The following is a 21,482-nucleotide window of genomic DNA, read 5'->3' on the forward strand; positions in this document are numbered from 1 at the left end:
CCGGGGCCCCGCCCTGAACGCTGCCGACTGCTACGCCGTACTCATGGCCATGCGGCCGTCAGTTGTCGTCCTCGTCGATCAGGAAGCCGCGCATCGGCGAGGGTGCCTGACCCATCGGACCGGGGCCCTGCGGCCGGACCGGCGCCATGGGCTGCGTCATCGCCGGCTGCATCTGCTGCTGGCCGCCGTAGGACGGACCCGGGCCACCGGGGCCACCGCCCATGCCGGGGTTGGCGCCGTAGGACGGCGCACCGGCACCGGCCGGAGCCATCGAGGGCGCCGGGGACGGCGGCAGCGACGGAGCGGCACCGGCGGGCTGGCGCGGCGGGGCGAGCGAGTCGTCCGCCTGGGTCTCCAGCTGACGCAGCTGCGACTCCAGGTAGGACTTCAGCCGCGTGCGGTACTCGCGCTCGAAGCCGCGCAGGTCCTCGACCTTGCGCTCCAGCGTGGCGCGGGCGGACTCCAGGGAGCCCATCGCGACGCGGTGCTTCTCCTGCGCGTCCCGCTCCAGGGCGTCGGCCTTGGCACGGGCGTCGCGCTCGAGGCCCTCGGCACGCGAACGCGCCTCGCCCACGATCTTGTTGGCCTCGGAACGGGCCTCCGCGATCGCCTGGTCGGCGGTCTGCTGGGCCAGCGACAGCACACGCGCGGCACTGTCGCCGCCGGGGCCGCCCTGACCGGGAAGACCGGGGCCGCCCATCGGAGGACCGCCCATCGGGCCGCCGTGGCCCATCTGCCCCTGCATCGGGCCGCCCTGACCCATCGGGCCGCCCTGACCCATCGGCCCGGGACCCTGACCCATCGGCCCGGGACCCTGCCCCATGGGGCCGGGACCCTGCGGGCCGCCCTGTCCGCCGGGGCCGGCGGGCAGCTGAGGAGCACCGCTCGGCAGCTGGGGCGGACCACCCATGGGGCCACCCATCTGCTGCTGCGGCGGGCCCGATATGCCGGCGGGCACCGGAGCGCCGGGACCTCGCATGCCCTGCTGGGGCATGCCGGGAGGCGGACCCTGCTGTTGCTGCTGGTCCTGCTGCTCGGGAGGCTTGCGCATGTTCTGCTGGTTCTGCGCAGCGGCACGCGTGGCCGCGGCCAGCTTGGCGCGCAGGTCCTCGTTCTCGCGGAGCAGGCGCGTCAGTTCGGCTTCGACCTCATCGAGGAAGGCATCGACCTCGTCCTCGTCATAGCCTTCTCGGAGGCGGACGGTCGTGAACTGCTTGTTCCGCACGTCCTCGGGGGTCAACGGCATCTCTTCACCTCAACGTAGTCATCGGCAGTCGGCAAGACCGTATCGTCCACAGTCACCTCGCGAGATTGCCCACGATCGAGATCAGGATGTAGACGATGATCATCAGTACGAAGAAGGACAGGTCGAGCGCCACGCCCCCGAGACGCAGCGGCGGGATGAACCGCCGCAGAAGCTTCAGCGGTGGATCGGTGACAGTGTAGGTGGCCTCCAGGACGACCACCATCGCCTTGCCGGGTTGCCACGAGCGGGCGAACTGGAACACGTAGTCCATGACCAAACGGAAGATGAGCACGATGAGGAACACCATCAGCGCGATGTAGATCACCTGCGCGAACACGCTCATGGCCTGCTTTTCCCTCTCCCCTGTGCACTGCTCGATCGGTCCTGCGTCTCAGCTCTGGTTGAAGAACCCGCCCTCTGCGATGCGGGCCTTGTCCTCCGCCGTGACATCGACGTTAGCAGGCGACAACAGGAACACCTTCTGCGTCACCCGCTCAATGCTGCCGTGAAGACCAAACACCAAACCGGCCGCAAAGTCGACAAGTCGCTTCGCATCTGTGTCATCCATCTCAGTGAGATTCATGATCACCGGCGTGCCCTCACGGAAGTGTTCCCCGATGGTACGGGCCTCGTTGTACGTCCGGGGGTGGAGCGTGGTGATCCGGTAAGGCTCTCGTTCCGACACGACCTTGGGCATGATCACCGGTGCGTTCTTCTCCAGGCTTGCGCGTTCTTGTGTGATGGACGCCACGGGCGCGATCCGCGCCGGGCGTGGCGATTCCGCGGGCAGCGCGGCGGCACGGGCGACCGGTTCGCGCGGCGCGGGAGGGTGAACGACTCGTACCTCTTCGTCCCTTTGGGGCTGATGTGAGCCGTGTGACTGGTGCGGCGGCTCGTGCCGCCGGTGGTCCCGCTCGGGCTCCGGGTCGAGTTCGGGTTCGAAATCGTCGTCTGGGTCGAATCCGCGGCCGTCGTACCCATCGTCCTCCACGAGGCCGAGGTAGACCGCCATCTTGCGCATCGCGCCGGCCATGCTCCGAGTCCTCCGCTCTGTGGTGGATCCGCTGACGACCGCCAAGTGCCCGCGATCCACAAGGTCTTTACGTCCGCTGTTCGGCGGAACTGACCATATTTTCTGCTGTGGTCCGACTTCCTGGCGACGTTACCCGAGCCCGGGGCGGACTCCGAGTACCGCACTGCCGACGCGCACATGTGTCGCTCCGGCGGCCACGGCCTGTTCGAGGTCCGCGCTCATCCCTGCCGAGACCATGTTCGCAGCCGGATGGTCCCTGCGCAGGTCGGTCGACAAATCCATCAACCGCTCGAACGCCGCCTGTTCACGTCCGGCGTATTCCCCGGTGAGCGGGGCGACCGTCATCAGCCCGGCCGGCCGCAGCCCTTCCGCCCCGGCCACCAGCCCGGCCAACTCCGCGATCCCGGCGGGCGCCACGCCTCCGCGCTCCCCCCGCCCGCTCGCCCCGGCGTCGAGGGCGACCTGGATCAGGCAGCCGATCTCACGCCCGGCCCGCACCGCCTCCCTGGAGAGGGACGTCACCAGCCGGGCACGGTCGACGGAGTGCACGAAGTCGGCATAACCGACCACCGAGCGCACCTTGTTGGTCTGAAGCTGTCCGACGAAGTGCCAGGTGAGCGGCAGGTCCGCGCATGCGGCCGCCTTCGGGGCGGCGTCCTGGTCCCGGTTCTCGGCGACGTGCCGCACACCGAGCTCCGCCAGCATCCGCACGTCGTCGGCCGGGTACGTCTTGGTGACCACGACGAGGGTCACCTCCTCGCGCGCGCGTCCGGCGGCGGCGCACGCGACGGAGATCCGCTCCTCCACTTTCGCCAGGTTCGTGGCGAGTTCGCCCTTACGGTCCGTCATGTCCCATCAGTCCAGCCACACATAACCCGCGAGCCGCCCCGTGGTGCGGTCGCGGCGGTACGAGAAGTGATCCGCCGACTCCAGCGTGCACACCGGCGACTGCTCCAGGTCGCGCACCCCGAGCCGTTCGAGCTGGGCGCGCACGCCCGCGGCCACGTCGACCGCCGGGGTGCCCCGGCTCGTCGTGGCGTACGCCGCCGGTTCGGCTGCGGCGACCTCGGCGCGCATCGCCTCGGGCACCTCGTAGCACCGCCCGCAGACGGAGGGTCCGGTTCGGGCGACGATCCTCGCCGGGTCGGCACCGAGTCCGGTCATGGCCCGCACGGCCGCGGGGACGATCCCGGCGATCATGCCGGGCCGGCCCGCGTGGGCCGCGGCGACGACCCCGGCGACCGGGTCGGCGAGCAGCACCGGCACGCAGTCGGCGGTGAGCACCGCGAGGGCGAGTCCGCGCCGCGCGGTGACGATCGCGTCGGTCTCCGGCACCGGCCGGTCGCCCCACGGTTCGTCGACGACCGCGGCGTCGGCCCCGTGCACCTGGTTCATCCAGACCACGCGGGCCGGGTCGACGCCCAGCGACTTGGCGGCCAGTTCACGGTTGGCGCCCACGGCGCCGGCGTCGTCGCCGACGGCTCCGCCCAGGTTGAGTGCCTCATACGGAGCGGCGCTCACCCCGCCCCACCGGTCGGTGAAGGCGAAGTGCGCGCCGCTCACGCTCTCGCGCCGTCCTATCACTTCAGGAAGTCCGGTACGTCCAGTTCCTCGGCCGCGCTGTCGTAGGTCCGCGACGGCGGGACCGGGGGCTGGACCTGCGGGAGGTCGGCCACCGGCTCCGGCGCGACCGGCTCCGGGTCCTCCTTCGGCGTGACGCTGCCGAGCGAGCCGAAGGACGGGCGGCTCTCCGGCTGGCGGGCCGGGGCCGGCTCCTCGCGCTTGGCCGAGGACGAACCGAGCACGTTGTCCCGCTTGGAGGGCGGCTGGCCGCCGTCGAAGCCGGCGGCGATCACGGTGACCCGGACCTCGTCGCCGAGGGCGTCGTCGATCACGGCACCGAAGATGATGTTGGCCTCGGGGTGGGCCGCCTCGCTGACCAGCTGGGCGGCCTCGTTGATCTCGAAGAGGCCGAGGTCGCTGCCGCCGGAGATGGACAGCAGCACGCCGCGGGCGCCGTCGATGGAGGCTTCCAGCAGCGGCGAGGAGATGGCCATCTCGGCCGCGGCCACCGCGCGGTCGTCGCCGCGGGCCGAACCGATGCCCATGAGAGCCGAACCGGCCTCGGACATGACCGACTTGACGTCGGCGAAGTCGAGGTTGATCAGACCGGGGGTGGTGATGAGGTCGGTGATGCCCTGCACACCGGAGAGCAGCACCTGGTCCGCCGACTTGAAGGCGTCGAGGACCGACACCTGACGGTCGGAGATGGACAGCAGCCGGTCGTTGGGGATCACGATGAGGGTGTCGACCTCTTCGCGGAGCTCCGCGATGCCGTCCTCGGCCTGGTTGGCGCGGCGCCGTCCCTCGAAGGTGAACGGGCGCGTGACCACACCGATGGTGAGGGCGCCGAGCGAGCGGGCGATGTTGGCCACCACGGGTGCGCCGCCGGTGCCGGTGCCGCCGCCCTCACCGGCCGTCACGAAGACCATGTCGGCCCCCTTGAGGACCTCCTCGATCTCCTCGCGGTGGTCCTCGGCGGCCTTGCGGCCGACGGCCGGGTTGGCTCCGGCGCCGAGTCCGCGGGTGAGTTCGCGGCCGACGTCGAGCTTGACGTCGGCGTCGCTCATCAACAGCGCCTGCGCGTCGGTGTTGATGGCGATGAACTCGACGCCCTTGAGACCGACCTCGATCATCCGGTTGATGGCATTGACACCACCGCCGCCGACACCGATGACTTTGATGACTGCGAGGTAGTTCTGCGGTGCTGCCACGTCGAAGGCCTCTCGCCTCGAGTTACGTGTCGTCTTCTCGCGGATGCGATGCGATCCGACGACTGATGCCGAATGGGACGGTCCGTATCGCCGACCCGAACCCTAACGTTGAAGTTTAGGGTTACCAGTGTGTCTGTTCCCTGGAGTCTTCTGAACAGGACACTAAGTCGACAAGTGGCGCACGTTCAACGAACACGCCGAACCTCCCGTTTTTCTTTTCACCCTATGTGATCAGCCGTAGCGCTGCCCAACCAGGGTGCTGGCCTGCACGGATACCCGTCAACTCCCTGATGACGCCGGGGCTGTGGGAACGCTGACGTCGAAGTGCCGGGCACCCGGCTCGGCTTTCATCAGCGCACCGAGAGTACGGCCCTTCTCCGCGCCCTTCTCACTGCTTCCCCAGTCGACCGTGCGGCCGTCCGCCAGCTCCAGCGAGATGTCGTCGTAGGAACGGACCTTGACGCTCCGGGTCGTCCGCGCCACGGGGCCGGGAAGGGTGCCGGCCACCCGCACCGCCGCCCGCACCAGCCGGTCCTCCCCGAACCGGCGCAGACTCGCCGAGGCCGAACCGCTCCCCCGGGTCTCCAATTTCAGCTCCGGTACACCCTTGACGGCCTTGGAAACCGTGGCGAACCGGACACCTTCGTCGTCCACTTCGATGAACTTCCCTTCTTTGTGGACGAGAAGAACCGGGGTGCGTTCCGTCACTTTCAGCGTGATTTCGTGCGGCCAGGAACGGACCGCGTCAATCGTGTCGATTCGGGGCAATTCCTTCGCGATCCGGGCCTCGATCGCCCCGGTGTCGACGGAGACCAGCTGCTCCCCGAGCGGCACGTCGGCGGCCTCGCGCACCTGGGCCGCCGTCAGGACCTCGGTCCCCGACACCGATACCCGCTCCACACGTACCAGGTCCGACCCGTACAGCAGCCAGAACGCGCCACTGCCGAGGAAGACCAGGGCAACCGCCGATGCGATGATCCGACGAAGGCGTCGCCGGCCGAACCGCCGGACGGGCGGCGGGCCGGACGACTCCCGCTTGCGTTCACCGCGCTCCGCGGTGGTCGATCCGGCCACGCTCCCTGCCCTTCCGTCATGCGCCTCTAGCGGTGGGCACGGGCGGCGACCGCCTCGTACACCATGCCGACGAGCAGGTCGTCGGCGTCCCGGCGGCCGAACTCGGCGGCGGCGCGGGACATCTCGTACAGCCGGTGCGGGTCGGCGAGCACCGGCAGCACGTTCTGCTGGACCCACTCGGGCGTCAGTTCCGCGTCGTCGACCAGCAGTCCGCCGCCGGCCTTGACCACCGGCTGGGCGTTGAGCCGCTGTTCGCCGTTGCCGATGGGCAGCGGGACGTAGGCGGCCGGGAGTCCGACGGCGGAGAGTTCGGCGACGGTCATCGCGCCCGCACGGCAGAGCATCATGTCCGCGGCGGCGTACGCGAGGTCCATCCGGTCCAGGTAACTTACCGGGATGTAGGGCGGCATTCCCGGCATCTGCTGCACCTGCGGCAGTTCGTTCTTCGGGCCGACCGCGTGCAGGATCTGGATCCCGGCCTGCTGGAGCCACGGAGCGACCTGCTGCACCACCTCGTTGAGCCGGCGGGCGCCCTGCGAACCGCCGGAGACCAGCAGCGTCGGCAGGTTGGGGTCGAGCCCGAACGCGGCGCGCGCCTCCGGACGCATCGCCGCGCGGTCCAGGGTGGCCACGGAGCGGCGCAGCGGGATGCCGATGTAGCGGGAGTTGCGCAGCTTGCTGTCCGGCGTGGAGACGGCGACCTGGGCGGCGTAGCGCGAGCCGATCTTGTTGGCCAGGCCGGGACGGGCGTTGGCCTCGTGGACGACGATCGGCACACCGAGCCGCTTGGCCGCGAGGTAGCCGGGCAGGGCGACGTAGCCGCCGAAGCCGACCACCGCGTCCGCCCGGGTGCGCTCCAGGATCTGCTCGGTCGCCTTGATGGTGCCGCGCAGCCGGCCCGGGACGGTGATCAGCTCGGGGGTGGGCTTGCGTGGCAGCGGTACGGCGGGGATCAGCGCCAGTTCGTACCCGCGCTCGGGTACGAGACGGGTCTCGAGGCCGCGTTCCGTGCCCAGGGCCGTGATGCCCACGGCCGGGTCATGCCTGCGCAGGGCATCCGCGAGGGCGAGCGCGGGCTCGATATGGCCCGCGGTTCCTCCGCCGGCGAGTACGACATGCACCGAAATTCACCGCTCTCCGGACGAACGCGCCACCGGGGCGCGCCGTCGCATCGTGTTCCATCTGCGGGGCCCCTGAGAGCCCCTTACCCGCTTTTTACCAAAGCGGGGTTGCCGCATCGCAAGCGCCATCCGCGCAGCGGGGTCCTCACGCGCGAAGGCGATCAGCAGCCCGATGGCGAACATGGTCGGCAGCAGGGCGGACCCTCCGTAGGAGAACAGCGGGAGCGGGACACCGGCGATCGGCAGCAGGCCGAGCACCGCACCGATGTTGATCACGGCCTGGGCCGTGATCCAGGTGGTCACGCCTCCCGCGGCATACCTCACGAAGGGGTCCTCCGTGCGTCCGGCCACGCGGATACCCGCATAGCCTAGAGCCGCGAACAGGGCGAGCACCGACAGCGTCCCCGCCAGGCCCAGTTCCTCACCGGTGATGGCGAAGATGAAGTCCGTGTGCGCTTCGGGCAGTTGGCCCCATTTCTCCACGCTCGCCCCGAGTCCCGAGCCGAAGATGCCGCCGGAGGCGAGGGCGTAGATGCCGTGCACGGCCTGCCAGCAGTCGACCGGGCCCGCCTGGGGCTCGGTGGCGCCGAGGCAGGCCAGCCGGGCCATGCGGTTGGGGCTGGTGCGGATGAGGATCGCGCCGAGCACCGCGGCGACCGACAGCACGCCGACGAACAGCCGGGTCGGCGCTCCCGCCAGCCACAGCAGGCCGAACAGGATCGCCGTCAGGATGATGGCCGTGCCCATGTCGCCGCCGAGCATGATCAGCCCGAGCAGCATGAACGCGGCCGGGACCAGCGGCACCAGCATGTGCTTCCACTGGGTCAGCAGCCGCTTGTCCTGCTTGCGGGCCAGCAGGTCGGCGCCCCACAGCACCAGGGCGAGCTTGCCGAACTCGCTGGGCTGGAGCTGGAAGGAGCCGCCCAGGGCGATCCAGTTCTGGTTGCCGTTGACCGCGACTCCTATCCCCGGCACCTGGACCAGGGCCATCAGGACGACGGCGCCCGCGAGGATCGGGTAGGCCAGCGCTCGGTGCAGTCTCACCGGCATCCGGGACGCGGCGAGCAGCAGGACCGCGCCGATGCCGGCGGCCAGCAGCTGCTTGCGGAAGAAGTAGGAACCCGGCAGCGACATCTGCAGCGCCGTGATCTGGGAGGCCGAGTAGACCATCACCAGGCCGAGCACGGTGATGAGCAGACTTCCGCCCAGGATCAGGTAGTAGGCGGTCAGTGGGCGGTCCCAGGCCCTGCGCGCACGGACGATCAGGGTGCGCAGGGGGTTCTCCCGCGGGGGCCCGGGCACGACGGGCCGGCGCGCGGCCCGCTGTACCGGCGGCCGGCCGGTACGGCTACTGGGCATCACGGCCTCCCCCGTACGCCGGACAACCGGCTTCGGACGGTCCCACGCGTCCCTCCCAAGGTCGCCCGGCGCCAGGCGGGCCGGGGTCAGGCGCCGAGCTCGCGCACCGCCTGTGCGAACGCGTCACCGCGCTTGTTGTAGTTGGCGAACATGTCCATCGAGGCGCAGGCGGGGGCCAGCAGTACCGTGTCGCCGGGCCGTGCGAGCCGTCGCGCCTCCTGGACAGCCTGGAGCATCGCCCCAGTGTCGGTCCGGTCGAGGTCGACGACGGGTACCTCCGGGGCGTGTCGCGCGAGGGCTTCCCGGATCAGGGCACGGTCCCTGCCGATCAGCACGGCACCCCGCAGCCGCTTCGCCGAGGCCGCGACCAGCTCGTCGAAGGTGGCCCCCTTGGCGAGACCGCCGGCGATCCACACGATCGACTCGTAGGCGGCCAACGAGGCCTCCGCGGCGTGGGTGTTGGTGGCCTTGGAGTCGTCGACGTAGGCGACCTCGTCGACGTCCGCGACGTGCGCGATGCGGTGGGCGTCCGGGGTGAAGGCGCGCAGGCCGTCCCGTACGGCGCTCGCGGGCACCCCGTAGGCCCGCGCGAGGGCGGCGGCCGCGAGGGCGTTGGCGATGTTGTGCGGGGCCGGGGGCCTGACGTCGGAGACCTCGGCGAGTTCCTGCGCGTTCCTGTGCCGGTCCTCGACGAAGGCGCGGTCGACCAGGATGCCCTCCACGACGCCGAGTTGGGAGGGGCCCGGGGTGCCGAGGGTGAAGCCGACCGCCCGGCAGCCCTCCTCGACGTCGGCCTCGCGGACCAGGTCCTCGGTGGCCTTGTCCGCGACGTTGTAGACGCAGGCGACGCGGTTGCCCTCGTAGACGCGGCCCTTGTCCCTGGCGTACGCCTCCATGGAGCCGTGCCAGTCGAGGTGGTCCGGGGCCAGGTTCAGGACGGCCGCGGAGTGGGCGCGCAGCGAGGGTGCCCAGTGGAGCTGGTAGCTGGACAGCTCCACGGCGAGCACGTCGTAGCGCTCCTCGCCGAGCACCGCGTCGAGGAGGGAGACGCCGATGTTGCCGACGGCCGCGGTGCGCAGGCCGGCCGCCGTCAGGATGGAGGCGAGCATCTGGACGGTGGTGGTCTTGCCGTTGGTGCCGGTGACCGCGAGCCAGGGGGCCGCATCGGGCTTTCTGAGCCGCCAGGCGAGTTCGACGTCGCCCCACACCGGCACCCCGGCCTCGTCCGCCGCCGCGAAGAGCGGCTTGTCCGGCTTCCAGCCGGGAGCGGTGACGATCAGCTCGGTGCCCTCGGGCAGGGTGTCGCCGTCGCCGAGGCGCACGGTGACGCCGAGCGCCTCCAGCCCTGCGGCCTGCTCCCGGGCGCGCGCGTCGTCCCCGTCGTTGACGACGGTGACCTTCGCGCCGAGCCCGTGCAGCACCCTGGCCGCCGGTACTCCGGAGACGCCGAGGCCGGCGACGGTGACGTTCTTCCCCTGCCAGTCGGTCACTTGTCCGCTGCCCATCCCGCGTAGAAGATGCCGAGTCCGACGATCACACAGATGCCCTGGATGATCCAGAAACGGACCACCACGAGGACTTCGGACCAGCCCTTGAGTTCGAAGTGATGCTGGAGTGGTGCCATCCGGAAGACCCGCTTACCGGTGAGCCGGAACGAGCCGACCTGGATGACCACCGACATGGTGATGAGGACGAACAGGCCGCCGAGGATGGCCAGCAGCAGCTCGGTGCGGGAGCAGATCGCGAGGCCCGCGAGCACGCCGCCGAGCGCCAGCGAACCGGTGTCGCCCATGAAGATCTTGGCCGGGGAGGTGTTCCACCACAGGAAGCCGAGGCAGGAACCCATGAGGGCGGAGGCGACGACCGCGAGGTCCAGCGGATCGCGCACCTCGTAGCAGGCACCCGGGTTGGTGAGCGTGTCGCCGTTGGCGCAGGACTCCTGGAACTGCCAGACGCCGATGAAGGTGTAGGCGCCGAAGACCAGGACGGAGGCGCCGGTCGCCAGACCGTCCAGACCGTCGGTCAGGTTCACGCCGTTGGACATGGCGAGGATCATGAACAGCGCCCAGACCACGAACAGCACCGGGCCGATGGTCCAGCCGAAGTCGGTGATGAACGACAGCTTGGTGGAGGCCGGGGTCTGCCCGCGGGAGTCCGCGAACTGCAGCGAGAGCACCGCGAAGGCGATGCCGACGATCAGCTGGCCGGCCATCTTCGCCTTGGCCCGCAGACCCAGCGAACGCCGCTTGACGATCTTGATGTAGTCGTCCAGGAAGCCGACCATGCCCATGCCGACCATGAGGCCGAGCACCAGCAGCCCGGAGAAGGTCGGGGGTTTGCCGGTGATCACCTTGGACAGGAAGTAGGCGGCGAGCGTCGCCAGGATGAAGGCGATACCGCCCATCGTCGGCGTACCGCGCTTGCTGGCGTGCTCGCGCGGGCCGTCGTCGCGGATGTACTGCCCGTACCCCTTGCGGGCGAGCAGCTTGATCAGCAGCGGAGTGCCGATCAGGGTGAGGAAGAGACCAATGACTCCTGCGAACAGGATCTGATTCATCATCGGGCCGCGACCTCACCCTCGGCACCGGTCTCGAGCAGCGCCTGCGCCACCCTCTCGAGCCCGACCGAACGGGACGCCTTCACGAGTACGACATCCCCCGGGCGCAATTGGCTGCGCAACAGGTCGACCGCCGCCTGTGCGTCGGACACGTGCACCGACTCCTCACCCCACGAACCCTCGTTATATGCGCCCAGTTGCAGCCAGGCGGCTTCCCTGCCCCCGACCGCGACGAGCTTGCTGACGTTGAGCCGGACGGCGAGCCGTCCGACCGCGTCGTGCTCGGCGAGCGCCTCGTCCCCGAGCTCGGCCATCTTGCCGAGCACCGCCCACGTACGTCCCCCCTGAGCCCGTGAGGCACCGCCCATGGCGACCAGCGCACGCAGCGCTGCCTTCATGGACTCGGGGTTCGCGTTGTAGGCGTCGTTGACGACCGTCACGCCGTCCGGGCGCTCGGTGACCTCCATCCGCCAGCGGGAGAGGGAGCCCGCCTCGGAGAGCGCGCGGGCGATCTCGTCAGCGGACATGCCCAACTCGTGGGCGACGGCGGCCGCGGCGAGCGCGTTCGACACGTGATGCTCACCGTACAGGCGCATGGTCACATCGGATGCACCGGAGGGTGTGTGAAGCCTGAAGGAGGGCTGTCCGCTGTCCGTGAGTCGCACGTTCTCGGCCCGAACGTCCGCTTCGCCGGACTCCCCGAAGAGAATCACCTTCGCCTTCGTACGGGAGGCCATGGCCTTGACGAGGGGGTCGTCCGCGTTGAGGATCGCGGTGCCGCCGTCCTCGGCCGCGGGCAGGGACTCCACCAACTCGCCCTTGGCCTGGGCGATCTGCTCCCGGCCGCCGAACTCGCCGATGTGGGCGGAGCCGACGTTCAGGACCAGGCCGACCTTCGGCGGTGTCAGGCCGGTGAGGTAGCGGATGTGGCCGATTCCGCGCGCTCCCATCTCCAGCACGAGGAACTTCGTCTCCTCGGTGGCGGTGAGGGCGGTCAGCGGCAGCCCGATCTCGTTGTTGAGGGAGCCGGGGGTGAAGACGGTCGGCGCCTTGCTGCCGAGCACCTGAGCGATGAGGTCCTTGGTGCTGGTCTTGCCGGCCGAGCCGGTGAGCGCGACGAGGGTGGCGCCGAGCCGGCCGACGACGTGCCGGGCGAGGGCGCCGAGGGCCGCCTGGACGTCCTCGACGACGATCGCGGGCACGCCGACGGGCCGGGAGGCCAGCACCGCGGCCGCGCCCGCCTCGACGACCGCGGCCGCGTAGTCGTGTCCGTCCACGCGCTCGCCGACGAAGGCGACGAACAGGCTGCCCGGTCCCGCCTCCCGCGAGTCCCGGACCACCGGCCCGGTGACCTGTACGGACGGGTCCGGTATGTCGTGCGTCTGCCCGCCGACGACTTCTGCGATCTCGGCGAGGGAGAGGGCGATCACAAGTTCATCCCTGGGTCTTCTTGATGGCTTCGCGAAGCACCTGGCGGTCGTCGAAGGGACGCACCACCCCGGCGATGTCCTGACCCTGCTCGTGGCCCTTGCCGGCGACCAGCACGGTGTCACCGGGCCGCGCCCGGGCGACGGCGGCGGCGACGGCGGCGGCCCGGTCCTCGAAGACCTGCACCTCGCCGCGCTCGTGGGCGGGCACCGAGGCGGCGCCCCGGAGCATGGCGGCGAGAATCGCGAGGGGGTCCTCGGAGCGGGGGTTGTCGGAGGTCAGTACGGCGGTGTCGGCGAGCCGCGCGGCGGCGGCCCCCATCGGCTCCCGCTTGGTGACGTCGCGGTCGCCGCCGCAGCCGAGCACGACGTGCACCCGGCCCTCGGTGACCTTGCGCAGGGCGCGCAGCACCGACTCCACGGCGTCGGTCTTGTGGGCGTAGTCGACCACCGCGAGGTAGGACTGTCCGGCGTCCACGCGCTCCAGCCGGCCCGGCACGCCCGGTACGGCGGCGACGCCGTCCGCGGCGGCCTGCGGGTCGAGTCCGGCGGCGGCGAGGGCGACGATCGCGGCCAGGGTGTTGGCCACGTTGAAGGGGCCCGGCAGCGGCGAGCGGGCGGTGATCCGCTCGCCCTTCGGGCCGACCACGGTGAACGTCGAGTCCAGCGGGCCGACCTCGACGTCCTCGGCGCGCCAGTCCGCGTCGGGGTGGCCCTCGGCGGAGTAGGTGACGACCGGGACGCCGGCCTCCCCGACCAGGCGGCGGCCGTACTCGTCGTCCACGTTGACCACGCCGAGGCGACTGCGGGCGGGCGTGAACAGCTGCGCCTTGGCCTGGAAGTAGTCCTCCATCCCGGAGTGGAACTCCATGTGCTCCGGGCTGAGGTTGGTGAAGACGGCGATGTCGAAGACGCAGCCGTCGACCCGGCCGAGGACCAGTGCGTGGCTGGACACCTCCATGGCGACCGCGTCGGTGCCGCGCTCGCGCATGACGGCGAACAGCGCCTGGAGGTCGGTGGCCTCGGGCGTGGTGCGCTCGGACTTGATGCGCTCGTCGCCGATGCGCATCTCCACCGTGCCGATGAGCCCGGTGCTGCGGACGGTCCTCAGACCGCCCTCGACCAGGTAGGCGGTGGTGGTCTTGCCGGAGGTGCCGGTGATGCCCAGCTGGAGCAGGTCGCGTCCCGGGTGGCCGTAGATGGTGGCGGCCAGTTCGCCCATCCGGGCCCGCGGGTCGTCGACCACGAGGGCCGGCAGACCCGCGGCGGCGACGCGCTCGGCGCCGGACGGGTCGGTCAGCACGGCGACGGCGCCGAGGCCGGCGGCCTGGGTGACGAAGTCGGCGCCGTGCGCGCGGGCGCCCGGGAGGGCGGCGTACAGGTCGCCGGGGCGGACGGCGCGCGAGTCATGGGTGATGCCCGTGACCTCGGCCGCCCGCTCCGGCGCGGCGGCGCCCAGCTGACCGGCGAGTTCCGCGAGGGGTGTGGCGGCGACCCGGTCCGGGCGGGGCGGCCCCGGATATGTCACGGGGTGACCCTTCTGGGCGTTGGGGGACTGATCAGCGTGTGGCACGGCGGTGAGCGTACCGGGCGCGGCGGCGGAGGGGCCAAGCGAGGTGGGCGGGGTGGGCCGGTTGCCCGGCTCGGGGGTGATCGTTGTCACGAGGTGGTTCCTGGTGGCTCGGTGCTCGGTGCGGGTCAGGGTTCGAAGGTGACCGGGAGGGCGGTGGGCGCGGCGCCGGTCGGGGGTACCTGGAGGGTCTTCAGCGCGAACTCCATGACCTGCTTGTACACGGGTCCGCAGATCTGGCCGCCGAAGTAACTGCCCTCGGTGGCGTTCTGGATGACGCAGTACACGGTGATCCTGGGCTTGTCGGCGGGCGCGAATCCGGCGAAGGACGACGTGTAGCCGTGGTACTTGCCGGTGGCCGGATCCACGCGGTTCGCCGTACCCGTCTTCCCCGCGACCCGGTAGCCCGGGATGCGTGCCTTGGTGCCGGTTCCCTCCTCGTCGTCCACGACCGACTCCAGCATGCGGGCGAGCGTCTTCGCCGTCTTCTCGCTGACGACCCGGGTCTCCTTGGGCTTCGGAGCGGGGGTGAAGCGTCCGTCGGGCCCCTTGGAGCCGCGTACGAGCGTGGGTTCGATCCGGACGCCGCCATTGGCGATGGTCGAGTAGACCGAGGCGGCCTGCATGGCGTTGACGGACACGCCCTGGCCGAAAGGAATCGTGTACTGCTGCGAGGTGGACCAGGCGTCCGGCGGGGCGAGGATGCCCCTGGTCTCGCCGGGGAAGCCGAGCCCGCTGTGGCTGCCGAGACCGAACCTGCGCAGGTAGTCGTAGAGGACCTTGTTGGCCGCGGCCTGGTTCTTGCCGAGCTGGCCGGTGGCGAGGATGGTGCCGATGTTGCTGGACTTGGCGAGCACGCCGTTGAGCGTGAGGTACCAGGTCGGGTGGTCGACGTCGTCCTTGAAGAGCCGGTCGCCGCGGTGCAGCCGGTTGGGCACGACGACGTGCGTGCCGGGGGTGGCGGCGTTCTCCTCGAGGACGGCGGCCATGGAGAGGACCTTGGCCGTGGAGCCGGGCTCGAAGGCGTCCTGCACGGCCGCGTTGCCGAGCGCCCCGGGATCGGCCTCGGAGAGGTCGTTGGGGTCGAACCCGGGGGCGTTGGCCATGGCGAGGACCTCGCCGGTGCGGGTGTCCTGGACGATGACGTAGCCGCGGTCGGCCGCGGACTTCTCGACCTGCTCGCTGATGGCGTTCTGCGCGGCCCACTGGATGTCGCGGTGGATGGTCAGTTCGACGTCGCTGCCGGGCACGGCCGGGGTCTCGGTGGCGCCGCCCGCGGTCGGCACCAGACGGCCGCCGGACTGGGCGTAGCGGATCTTGCCGTCCTCGCCGGCCAGCCGCTTGTCGAGCTGGAGCTCGATGCCGCCGCCGCCCTCTCCCTCGGCGTTGACCCAGCCCAGTATCCCGGCGGCGAGCTCGTTGTTGGGGTACACCCGCTTGCTGGTGGGCACGGAGAAGACTCCGGCGAGGACGTTGACGGTGGAGTCGTCGTGCTCCGCCTTCTTGGCGAGGGCGCCCTTGAGTTCCTTGATCTGGTTCCAGACCTGCGGGGTCTGGCGGCCGGCCAGTTTGACGTAGCGCAGGGCCTCGTTCTCCGGGCGGAGCTTCTTGACCAGCGCCTCCTGGTCGGTGCCGAGGATCGGGGCGAGGAGGGCGGCGGCCTGCTCGGGGCCGTCGGTGACGTCCAGCTCGTCCGGGGCGAACATCGTGGGGTCGGCGGTGATGTCGTAGGCGTCCTCGCTGGTGGCGAGGGCCACGCCGTTGCGGTCGGTGATCTCGCCGCGTTCGGCGGCCAGCACCTGGCCGACGTAGCGGTTCTGTTCGGCCTTGCCGGCGTAGGTGCTCGCGTCGACCGCCTGCACCTGGAACAGCCGTACGACGAAGGCGAGCAGCACCAGGGTGAGGGCGACGCCGATCAGGCGCAGCCGGGGGCGCGGGCTGCCCAGGCGGATGACCTTGGGGGCCCCGGGCCGGGGGCCCGCGGGTCCCCGGGAGGGGCGGGCGCCGGGTCCGGGCCGCCGGACGGCCCCCGGGCGGGCGGGCTGGGCGGGTGCGGGCACCCGGCGGCGGGGCGGTTCCCTGTCGGACACTTCCGTCACCTGCCGGGAGTCGGGGTCGATGCGGAGGAGGGTGTGGGGGCGGCCGCGGACGGGCTCGGCACGGCGGTGGGCGGCGGGGCCGTCGCGGTGGCCAGTGCCTCGGGGGCGAGGACCAGGGGGGCGCGGACCGCGGAGGCGGCGCTCGGTACGCCCTTGACCTTGCCGTCGGCGTCCAGGAAGGCGGGGTCGCCGCCGGGCACCATGCCGAGTTCGCGGGCGCGCCGCTGGAGGGCGTCGGGGGCCGAGTAGGCGTCGATGTCCCGCTGCAGGCCCTGTTCCTCGTCGGTGAGGCTCTTGGTCTCCCGCTGGAGGTCGTCGAGCTGGAAGGCGCCCTCGCTGAGCGCGGAGTTCAGCACGAGGAGGCCGATCAGACCGCCGCCGAGGAGCACGACGACGAGGAGGACGAAGGGGGTGCGGGCCGCCTGGGCGCGTCCGGTGGGCAGGAGCTGCGCGAGCCGGGCCGCCCGCCCCTTCAGCTCGGGCCGTCCCCGCAGTTCGGGTTTCCTGCTCACTCACGCTCCCCTGGGTTCGCTCGTCCCACCGTGTGCCCGGCCCGTCGCCCGCCTCACGCGCCGTCCGTGCCCGGCCGTCCGTCCCGTCCGCGCCTCAGCCGACGTCCTCCCGGATCCGCTCGGCGCCGCGCAGCCGCGCGGGGGCCGCGCGGCGGTTCCCGGCGATCTCCTCCTCGGTGGGAAGTTCGGCACCGCGCGTCAGCAGCTTGAGCCGGGGCTGGTACTGCTCGGGGACGACCGGGAGTCCGGGCGGGGCGGTGGTGGCGGCACCGGCGGCGAAGACCTGCTTGACGAGGCGGTCCTCCAGCGAGTGGTACGACAGCACGGCGATCCGCCCGCCGACGTCGAGGGCCTTCACGGCCGCCGGGATCGCGCGCTCCAGCACCGACAGCTCGCCGTTGACCTCGATCCGCAGGGCCTGGAAGGTCCGCTTGGCCGGGTTGCCGCCGGTGCGCTTGGCGGCCTGGGGCAGCGCGTCGCGGATCAGCTCGACCAGGCGCGCGCTGTTCGTGAACGGCTCCCGCTCCCGCTCGCGCACGACGGCGGACACGATCCGCTTGGCCTGCTTCTCCTCGCCGTAGGCCCGCAGGATGCGGACGAGCTCGCCGGGCGGGTAGGTGTTGAGGACCTCGGCGGCGCTCATCCCGGTCGTCTGGTCCATGCGCATGTCGAGCGGGGCGTCCTGGGCGTAGGCGAAGCCCCGGTCGGCCTCGTCGAGCTGCATGGAGGAGACGCCGAGGTCGAACAGGACGCCCCGGACGCGCGGGACGCCGAGGCGGTCGAGCACGTCGGGGAGCTCGTCGTAGACGGCGTGCACCAGGGTGGCCCGCTCACCGAAGGGGGCCAGCCGTTCTCCGGACAGGCGCAGGGCTTCCTTGTCGCGGTCGAGGGCGACGAGCCGGGCCTCGGGGAAGCGCCGGAGCAGGGCCTCGCTGTGGCCGCCGAGGCCGAGGGTGCAGTCGACCACCACCGCTCCGGGGCGCTCCAGTGCGGGCGCCAACAGGTCCAGGCACCGCTGGAGCATCACCGGGACGTGTCGACTGTGACTCAAGGGGCCCTCTCAGATCCGGCGCGGCGTCACGCACCGCCGGGTCCCCGCCCTCCCCCTGACGTGCGGGGCGGCCGGCGCCGGGAGGCGTGGGCCGAGCGGCGGCGGGAGGAGGCCGAGCCGTACGTACGCGCCGCGCACGCGGGGAGACCGTCCGCTCGTGGCCGCGGTCTCCGGGAAAACAGTGCGGCGGGCAGTCTCGCCTCCCGCCTGGCGTCACTTTAGTCCACGGCCCCGCCCGGTCAATCAACCGGCCTGCGCGTCGCGGCCCGCGCGACGGAGCCGGGGGACGGAGCGGACACATCCCCCCTGGGAAGGGCGTCACACCACTCCTGTGGATTACCTCACAACAAGGATCACTGACGTTCTTTGTCCCCTCTCACAACGGGCCCGGCGCCCTCCTGACCATTAACGTCATGGGTATGACGACTTCCGCATCGGTTCCCGCAGGCTCCGCGAACGCCACTCCCGGCACGGTCACCGACCGCCTGGTCAAAGCCAACGAGCGGTACGCGGCCGCCTTCACCGACCCCGGCATGGACGCCCGCCCGGTCCTGCACGTGGCCGTGGTCGCCTGCATGGACGCACGCCTGGACCTCCACGACGCGCTGGGCCTCTCGCTCGGCGACTGCCACACCATCCGCAACGCGGGCGGCGTCGTCACCGACGACGTGATCCGCTCGCTGACCATCAGCCAGCGGGCGCTCGGCACCCGCAGCGTCGTCCTCATCCACCACACCAACTGCGGTCTGGAGTCCCTCACCGAGGAGTTCCGGCACGACCTGGAGATGGAGGTGGGCCAGCGCCCCGCCTGGGCCGTGGAGGCCTTCCGGGACGTCGACCAGGACGTGCGCCAGTCGATGCAGCGGGTGCGCACCTCCCCGTTCCTGCTGCACACCGACGACGTGCGCGGATTCGTCTTCGACGTGAAGTCGGGCCTGCTGCGCGAGGTCGACCCGGCCTGACCTGGCCGCCCGCCCCGGAGCCGAGCTGAGTTCCGGAGCCGCTTCCGGCCGTAAGACCTGACATATCGCTGTCAGTTGTCCACAGGCGAGTGACACGAATCGGTAACGGCGGCAAGAATGCGGGAGTGGTGTCACGCGGAACTTTTCCCGCGTGATGTCCGTGATTCGGGGTGGGCCGGTCCGCACAGCAAGGCGTCGGCCCGGAACATTTGGGGTGACCCCGCTCCTCGTCGGAGCGTGGGGAAAGGCCGAGGAGGGCCGGGTGACGACCTATGACGATCGAGCGAGCCTCACTGATCTGACCGCCGTGGTGGAACGCGTGCGGAGTTCGGTGGAAGGCGTGATCGAGGGAAAGCCCGAGGTCGTACGGCTCTCGCTGACCGTACTGCTCGCCGAGGGACATCTGCTCATCGAGGATGTCCCGGGAGTCGGCAAGACGATGCTGGCCAAGGCACTGGCACGGTCGATCGACTGTTCGGTCCGGCGGATCCAGTTCACGCCGGACCTGCTGCCCTCGGACATCACGGGTGTGTCCATCTGGGACCAGCAGCGCCGTGACTTCGAGTTCAAGCCGGGAGCCATCTTCGCGCAGGTGGTGATCGGCGACGAGATCAACCGCGCGTCGCCGAAGACGCAGTCCGCGCTGCTGGAGTCGATGGAGGAGCGCCAGGTCACCATCGACGGCAAGACCTACGAGCTGCCCAGCCCGTTCATGGTGGTGGCGACGCAGAACCCGGTCGAGATGGAGGGCACCTACCCGCTGCCGGAGGCCCAGCGGGACCGCTTCATGGCCCGCGTGTCGGTCGGTTACCCGAGCGCGGAGGCCGAGTTGCAGATGCTGGACGTGCACGGCGGTGTCTCCCCGCTGGAGGACCTCCAGCCGGTGGCGCACGCGCACGAGATCGTGAAGCTGGTCGAGGCGGTGCGCGGCGTGCACGTGTCCGAGCCGGTCCGGCGGTACACCGTGGACCTGGTCGCCGCCACGCGCTCGCACCCCGACCTCAGACTCGGCGCCTCGCCGCGCGCGACGCTGCACCTGCTGCGCGCGGCGAAGGCGTCGGCCGCTCTCAGCGGCCGGGAGTACGCGCTGCCGGACGACGTGCAGGCGCTCGCGGTCGCGGTGCTCGCCCACCGGCTGCTGCCCACCGCGCAGGCCCAGCTCAACCGCCGCACCGCCGAGCAGGTGGTGCAGGAGATCGTGCAGCGCACGCCGGTGCCCGCGGCGGCCGGCCGGCCGAACGGGTTCGGTCTGGGCCGCGGCGGCCCGGGCTACGGCCAGCAGCCGCCCCGGAGGCTGTGATGACCGACCCCGGCGCGGTCCACGCCGAGGGCGACAGGGGCGACCGCAGCGGTGTCAGGACCGCCCTGGCGGGGCTCACCACCCGCGGGCGCTCCTTCCTGGCCGCCGGCGTGGCCGCCGCGATCTGCGCGTACGTGCTCGGGCAGAGCGATCTGCTGCGGGTCGGACTGCTGCTGGCGGTCCTTCCACTGGTGTGCGCGGGCGTGCTGTACCGCACCCGCTACCGGGTCGCCGGCAGCCGCCGGCTCGCCCCGGGGCGGGTGCCCGCCGGCTCCGAGTCACGGGTGCACCTGCGGATGGACAACGTCTCGCGGCTGCCCACAGGGCTGCTGATGCTCCAGGACCGGGTGCCCTACGTGCTCGGTCCGCGCCCGCGGTTCGTGCTGGACCGGGTGGAGGCGGGCGGGCGCCGCGAGGTGTCCTACCGGGTCCGCTCCGACCTGCGCGGCCGCTATCCGCTGGGCCCGCTGCAGCTGCGGCTGTCCGACCCGTTCGGGATGTGCGAGCTGACCCGGTCCTTCTCGACGTACGACACGCTGACGGTGATCCCGCGGGTGGAGCCGCTGCCGCCGGTGCGGCTGAGCGGCGAGGCGAAGGGGTACGGCGACGGGCGGCAGCGCTCGCTGGCCCTGGCCGGCGAGGACGACGTGATCCCGCGCGGCTACCGCTACGGCGACGATCTGCGCCGGGTGCACTGGCGCTCCACCGCCCGCTACGGCGAGCTGATGGTGCGCCGCGAGGAGCAGCCGCAGCGCGCCCGGTGCACGGTGCTGCTGGACACCCGGGCGGTGGCCTACGAGGGGGCGGGGCCGGACTCGGCGTTCGAATGGGCGGTGTCCGGGGCGGCCTCGGTGCTGGTGCACATGCTGGAGCGGGGCTTCTCGGTGCGGCTGCTGACCGACACCGGCAGTTCGGTGCCGGGTGAGGGGTCCGACGGTTTCGCGGGGGCGAACCAGGAGTCGGCGGACGCGGCCGGGATGATGATGGACACCCTCGCCGTGGTGGACCACTCCGACGAGGAGGGGCTCTCGCGGGCCTACGACGTGCTGCGCGGCGGCGGCGAGGGACTGCTCGTGGCCTTCCTCGGCGACCTCGACGAGGAGCAGGCTGCGGTGCTGGCCCGGATGCGGCACCGCAGCGGTGGCGCCCTGGCGTTCGTCCTGGACAGTGAGACCTGGCTGCGGGAGCCGGCCGGTGTGCCCGGTCCGTCGCACGGGGACGAGGAGCGGCTGCGGATGCTGCGCGAGGCGGGCTGGACCGCCCTGGGGGTGCCGAGGGGCGCCTCGCTGGACGAGCTGTGGCGGCAGGCGGACCGCGAGCGGTCGGGCCTGGCCGCGGCGAGCGGTGGGGAGGGACCGTGATCAGCGGGCGGGCGAGGCTGGCCATCTGTGCGTGGG

The 21,482-nt window shown here is 71.5% G+C and carries 19 protein-coding genes; 3 read left to right on the forward strand and 16 right to left on the reverse strand.

All coding sequences use genetic code 11. The annotated features are described in order from the left end of the window. Window positions 1-58: 58 nt before the first annotated feature. The 16 genes from IE118_RS01490 to rsmH form a co-directional block, all read right to left on the reverse strand. Window positions 59-1,246 (reverse strand): DivIVA domain-containing protein, encoded by a 1,188-nt coding sequence (locus tag IE118_RS01490; protein ID WP_189555362.1) that lies wholly within the window; start codon window positions 1,244-1,246, stop codon window positions 59-61. Window positions 1,247-1,298: 52 nt separating this feature from the next. After that, window positions 1,299-1,589 carry a YggT family protein gene (locus tag IE118_RS01495; protein ID WP_004932337.1) on the reverse strand — a complete coding sequence of 97 codons (291 nt, stop codon included), beginning with the start codon at window positions 1,587-1,589 and terminating at the stop codon, window positions 1,299-1,301. Window positions 1,590-1,637: 48 nt separating this feature from the next. Further along, window positions 1,638-2,279 carry a cell division protein SepF gene (locus IE118_RS01500; RefSeq protein WP_189555363.1) on the reverse strand — a complete coding sequence of 214 codons (642 nt, stop codon included), beginning with the start codon at window positions 2,277-2,279 and terminating at the stop codon, window positions 1,638-1,640. Window positions 2,280-2,408: 129 nt separating this feature from the next. Continuing rightward, entirely contained in the window at window positions 2,409-3,128 is a 720-nt protein-coding gene (locus tag IE118_RS01505; RefSeq protein ID WP_189555364.1) for a YggS family pyridoxal phosphate-dependent enzyme, read from the reverse strand. Between the two features lie 6 nt (window positions 3,129-3,134). Next, window positions 3,135-3,863 carry a peptidoglycan editing factor PgeF gene (gene pgeF, locus IE118_RS01510; protein WP_189555365.1) on the reverse strand — a complete coding sequence of 243 codons (729 nt, stop codon included), beginning with the start codon at window positions 3,861-3,863 and terminating at the stop codon, window positions 3,135-3,137. Further along, on the reverse strand, window positions 3,860-5,053 hold the full coding sequence (gene ftsZ, locus IE118_RS01515; RefSeq protein WP_189555366.1) for a cell division protein FtsZ: 1,194 nt from the start codon (window positions 5,051-5,053) through the stop codon (window positions 3,860-3,862). Before ftsZ ends, pgeF begins: the two co-directional genes overlap by 4 nt. A gap of 279 nt (window positions 5,054-5,332) precedes the next feature. Further along, window positions 5,333-6,127 (reverse strand): cell division protein FtsQ/DivIB, encoded by a 795-nt coding sequence (locus tag IE118_RS01520; protein WP_189555367.1) that lies wholly within the window; start codon window positions 6,125-6,127, stop codon window positions 5,333-5,335. Window positions 6,128-6,153: 26 nt separating this feature from the next. After that, window positions 6,154-7,248 (reverse strand): undecaprenyldiphospho-muramoylpentapeptide beta-N-acetylglucosaminyltransferase, encoded by a 1,095-nt coding sequence (gene murG / locus IE118_RS01525; protein WP_189555368.1) that lies wholly within the window; start codon window positions 7,246-7,248, stop codon window positions 6,154-6,156. 6 nt (window positions 7,249-7,254) lie between these two features. Beyond that, window positions 7,255-8,607, reverse strand: coding sequence for a putative lipid II flippase FtsW (ftsW, locus tag IE118_RS01530; protein WP_189555369.1), 1,353 nt, complete (start codon window positions 8,605-8,607; stop codon window positions 7,255-7,257). Window positions 8,608-8,693: 86 nt separating this feature from the next. Continuing rightward, complete coding sequence (gene murD / locus IE118_RS01535; RefSeq protein WP_189555370.1) at window positions 8,694-10,112, reverse strand: UDP-N-acetylmuramoyl-L-alanine--D-glutamate ligase; 1,419 nt, start codon at window positions 10,110-10,112, stop codon at window positions 8,694-8,696. Next, window positions 10,094-11,167 (reverse strand): phospho-N-acetylmuramoyl-pentapeptide-transferase, encoded by a 1,074-nt coding sequence (gene mraY / locus IE118_RS01540; protein WP_189555371.1) that lies wholly within the window; start codon window positions 11,165-11,167, stop codon window positions 10,094-10,096. Before mraY ends, murD begins: the two co-directional genes overlap by 19 nt. Beyond that, on the reverse strand, window positions 11,164-12,594 hold the full coding sequence (locus tag IE118_RS01545) for a UDP-N-acetylmuramoyl-tripeptide--D-alanyl-D-alanine ligase (protein ID WP_189555372.1): 1,431 nt from the start codon (window positions 12,592-12,594) through the stop codon (window positions 11,164-11,166). Before IE118_RS01545 ends, mraY begins: the two co-directional genes overlap by 4 nt. A 4-nt stretch (window positions 12,595-12,598) precedes the next feature. Continuing rightward, entirely contained in the window at window positions 12,599-14,119 is a 1,521-nt protein-coding gene (locus IE118_RS01550) for a UDP-N-acetylmuramoyl-L-alanyl-D-glutamate--2,6-diaminopimelate ligase (protein ID WP_189555373.1), read from the reverse strand. 170 nt (window positions 14,120-14,289) lie between these two features. Then, on the reverse strand, window positions 14,290-16,251 hold the full coding sequence (locus IE118_RS01555) for a peptidoglycan D,D-transpeptidase FtsI family protein (RefSeq protein WP_308431809.1): 1,962 nt from the start codon (window positions 16,249-16,251) through the stop codon (window positions 14,290-14,292). Window positions 16,252-16,256: 5 nt separating this feature from the next. Continuing rightward, complete coding sequence (gene ftsL, locus IE118_RS01560) at window positions 16,257-16,772, reverse strand: cell division protein FtsL (RefSeq protein WP_189555375.1); 516 nt, start codon at window positions 16,770-16,772, stop codon at window positions 16,257-16,259. Window positions 16,773-16,866: 94 nt separating this feature from the next. Then, window positions 16,867-17,823: a 16S rRNA (cytosine(1402)-N(4))-methyltransferase RsmH gene (gene rsmH / locus IE118_RS01565; protein ID WP_189555376.1), complete on the reverse strand. Its 957-nt coding sequence runs from the start codon at window positions 17,821-17,823 to the stop codon at window positions 16,867-16,869. Window positions 17,824-18,242: 419 nt separating this feature from the next. Between rsmH and IE118_RS01570 the strand changes: the two genes are divergently transcribed. From IE118_RS01570 to IE118_RS01580, 3 genes are all read left to right on the forward strand, one after another. After that, window positions 18,243-18,785 (forward strand): beta-class carbonic anhydrase, encoded by a 543-nt coding sequence (locus IE118_RS01570; RefSeq protein ID WP_189555377.1) that lies wholly within the window; start codon window positions 18,243-18,245, stop codon window positions 18,783-18,785. A 262-nt stretch (window positions 18,786-19,047) separates the two neighbouring features. Beyond that, window positions 19,048-20,085, forward strand: a complete 1,038-nt coding sequence (locus IE118_RS01575; RefSeq protein ID WP_189555378.1) for an AAA family ATPase — start codon at window positions 19,048-19,050, stop codon at window positions 20,083-20,085. Next, window positions 20,085-21,446 carry a DUF58 domain-containing protein gene (locus IE118_RS01580; RefSeq protein WP_189555379.1) on the forward strand — a complete coding sequence of 454 codons (1,362 nt, stop codon included), beginning with the start codon at window positions 20,085-20,087 and terminating at the stop codon, window positions 21,444-21,446. Before IE118_RS01575 ends, IE118_RS01580 begins: the two co-directional genes overlap by 1 nt. Window positions 21,447-21,482: the final 36 nt, after the last annotated feature.

Origin of the sequence: Streptomyces pilosus (assembly GCF_014649835.1) — a bacterium.
Taxonomy (GTDB): domain Bacteria; phylum Actinomycetota; class Actinomycetes; order Streptomycetales; family Streptomycetaceae; genus Streptomyces; species Streptomyces pilosus.

Coding starts and splice junctions, on each gene's coding strand:
- IE118_RS01490 (WP_189555362.1), bottom strand. CDS start 1,246: ATGCCGTTGACCCCCGAGGACGTGCGGAACAAGCAGTTCACGACCGTC.
- IE118_RS01495 (WP_004932337.1), bottom strand. CDS start 1,589: ATGAGCGTGTTCGCGCAGGTGATCTACATCGCGCTGATGGTGTTCCTC.
- IE118_RS01500 (WP_189555363.1), bottom strand. CDS start 2,279: ATGGCCGGCGCGATGCGCAAGATGGCGGTCTACCTCGGCCTCGTGGAG.
- IE118_RS01505 (WP_189555364.1), bottom strand. CDS start 3,128: ATGACGGACCGTAAGGGCGAACTCGCCACGAACCTGGCGAAAGTGGAG.
- ftsW (WP_189555369.1), bottom strand. CDS start 8,607: ATGCCCAGTAGCCGTACCGGCCGGCCGCCGGTACAGCGGGCCGCGCGC.
- murD (WP_189555370.1), bottom strand. CDS start 10,112: ATGGGCAGCGGACAAGTGACCGACTGGCAGGGGAAGAACGTCACCGTC.
- mraY (WP_189555371.1), bottom strand. CDS start 11,167: ATGATGAATCAGATCCTGTTCGCAGGAGTCATTGGTCTCTTCCTCACC.
- IE118_RS01570 (WP_189555377.1), top strand. CDS start 18,243: ATGACGACTTCCGCATCGGTTCCCGCAGGCTCCGCGAACGCCACTCCC.
- IE118_RS01580 (WP_189555379.1), top strand. CDS start 20,085: ATGACCGACCCCGGCGCGGTCCACGCCGAGGGCGACAGGGGCGACCGC.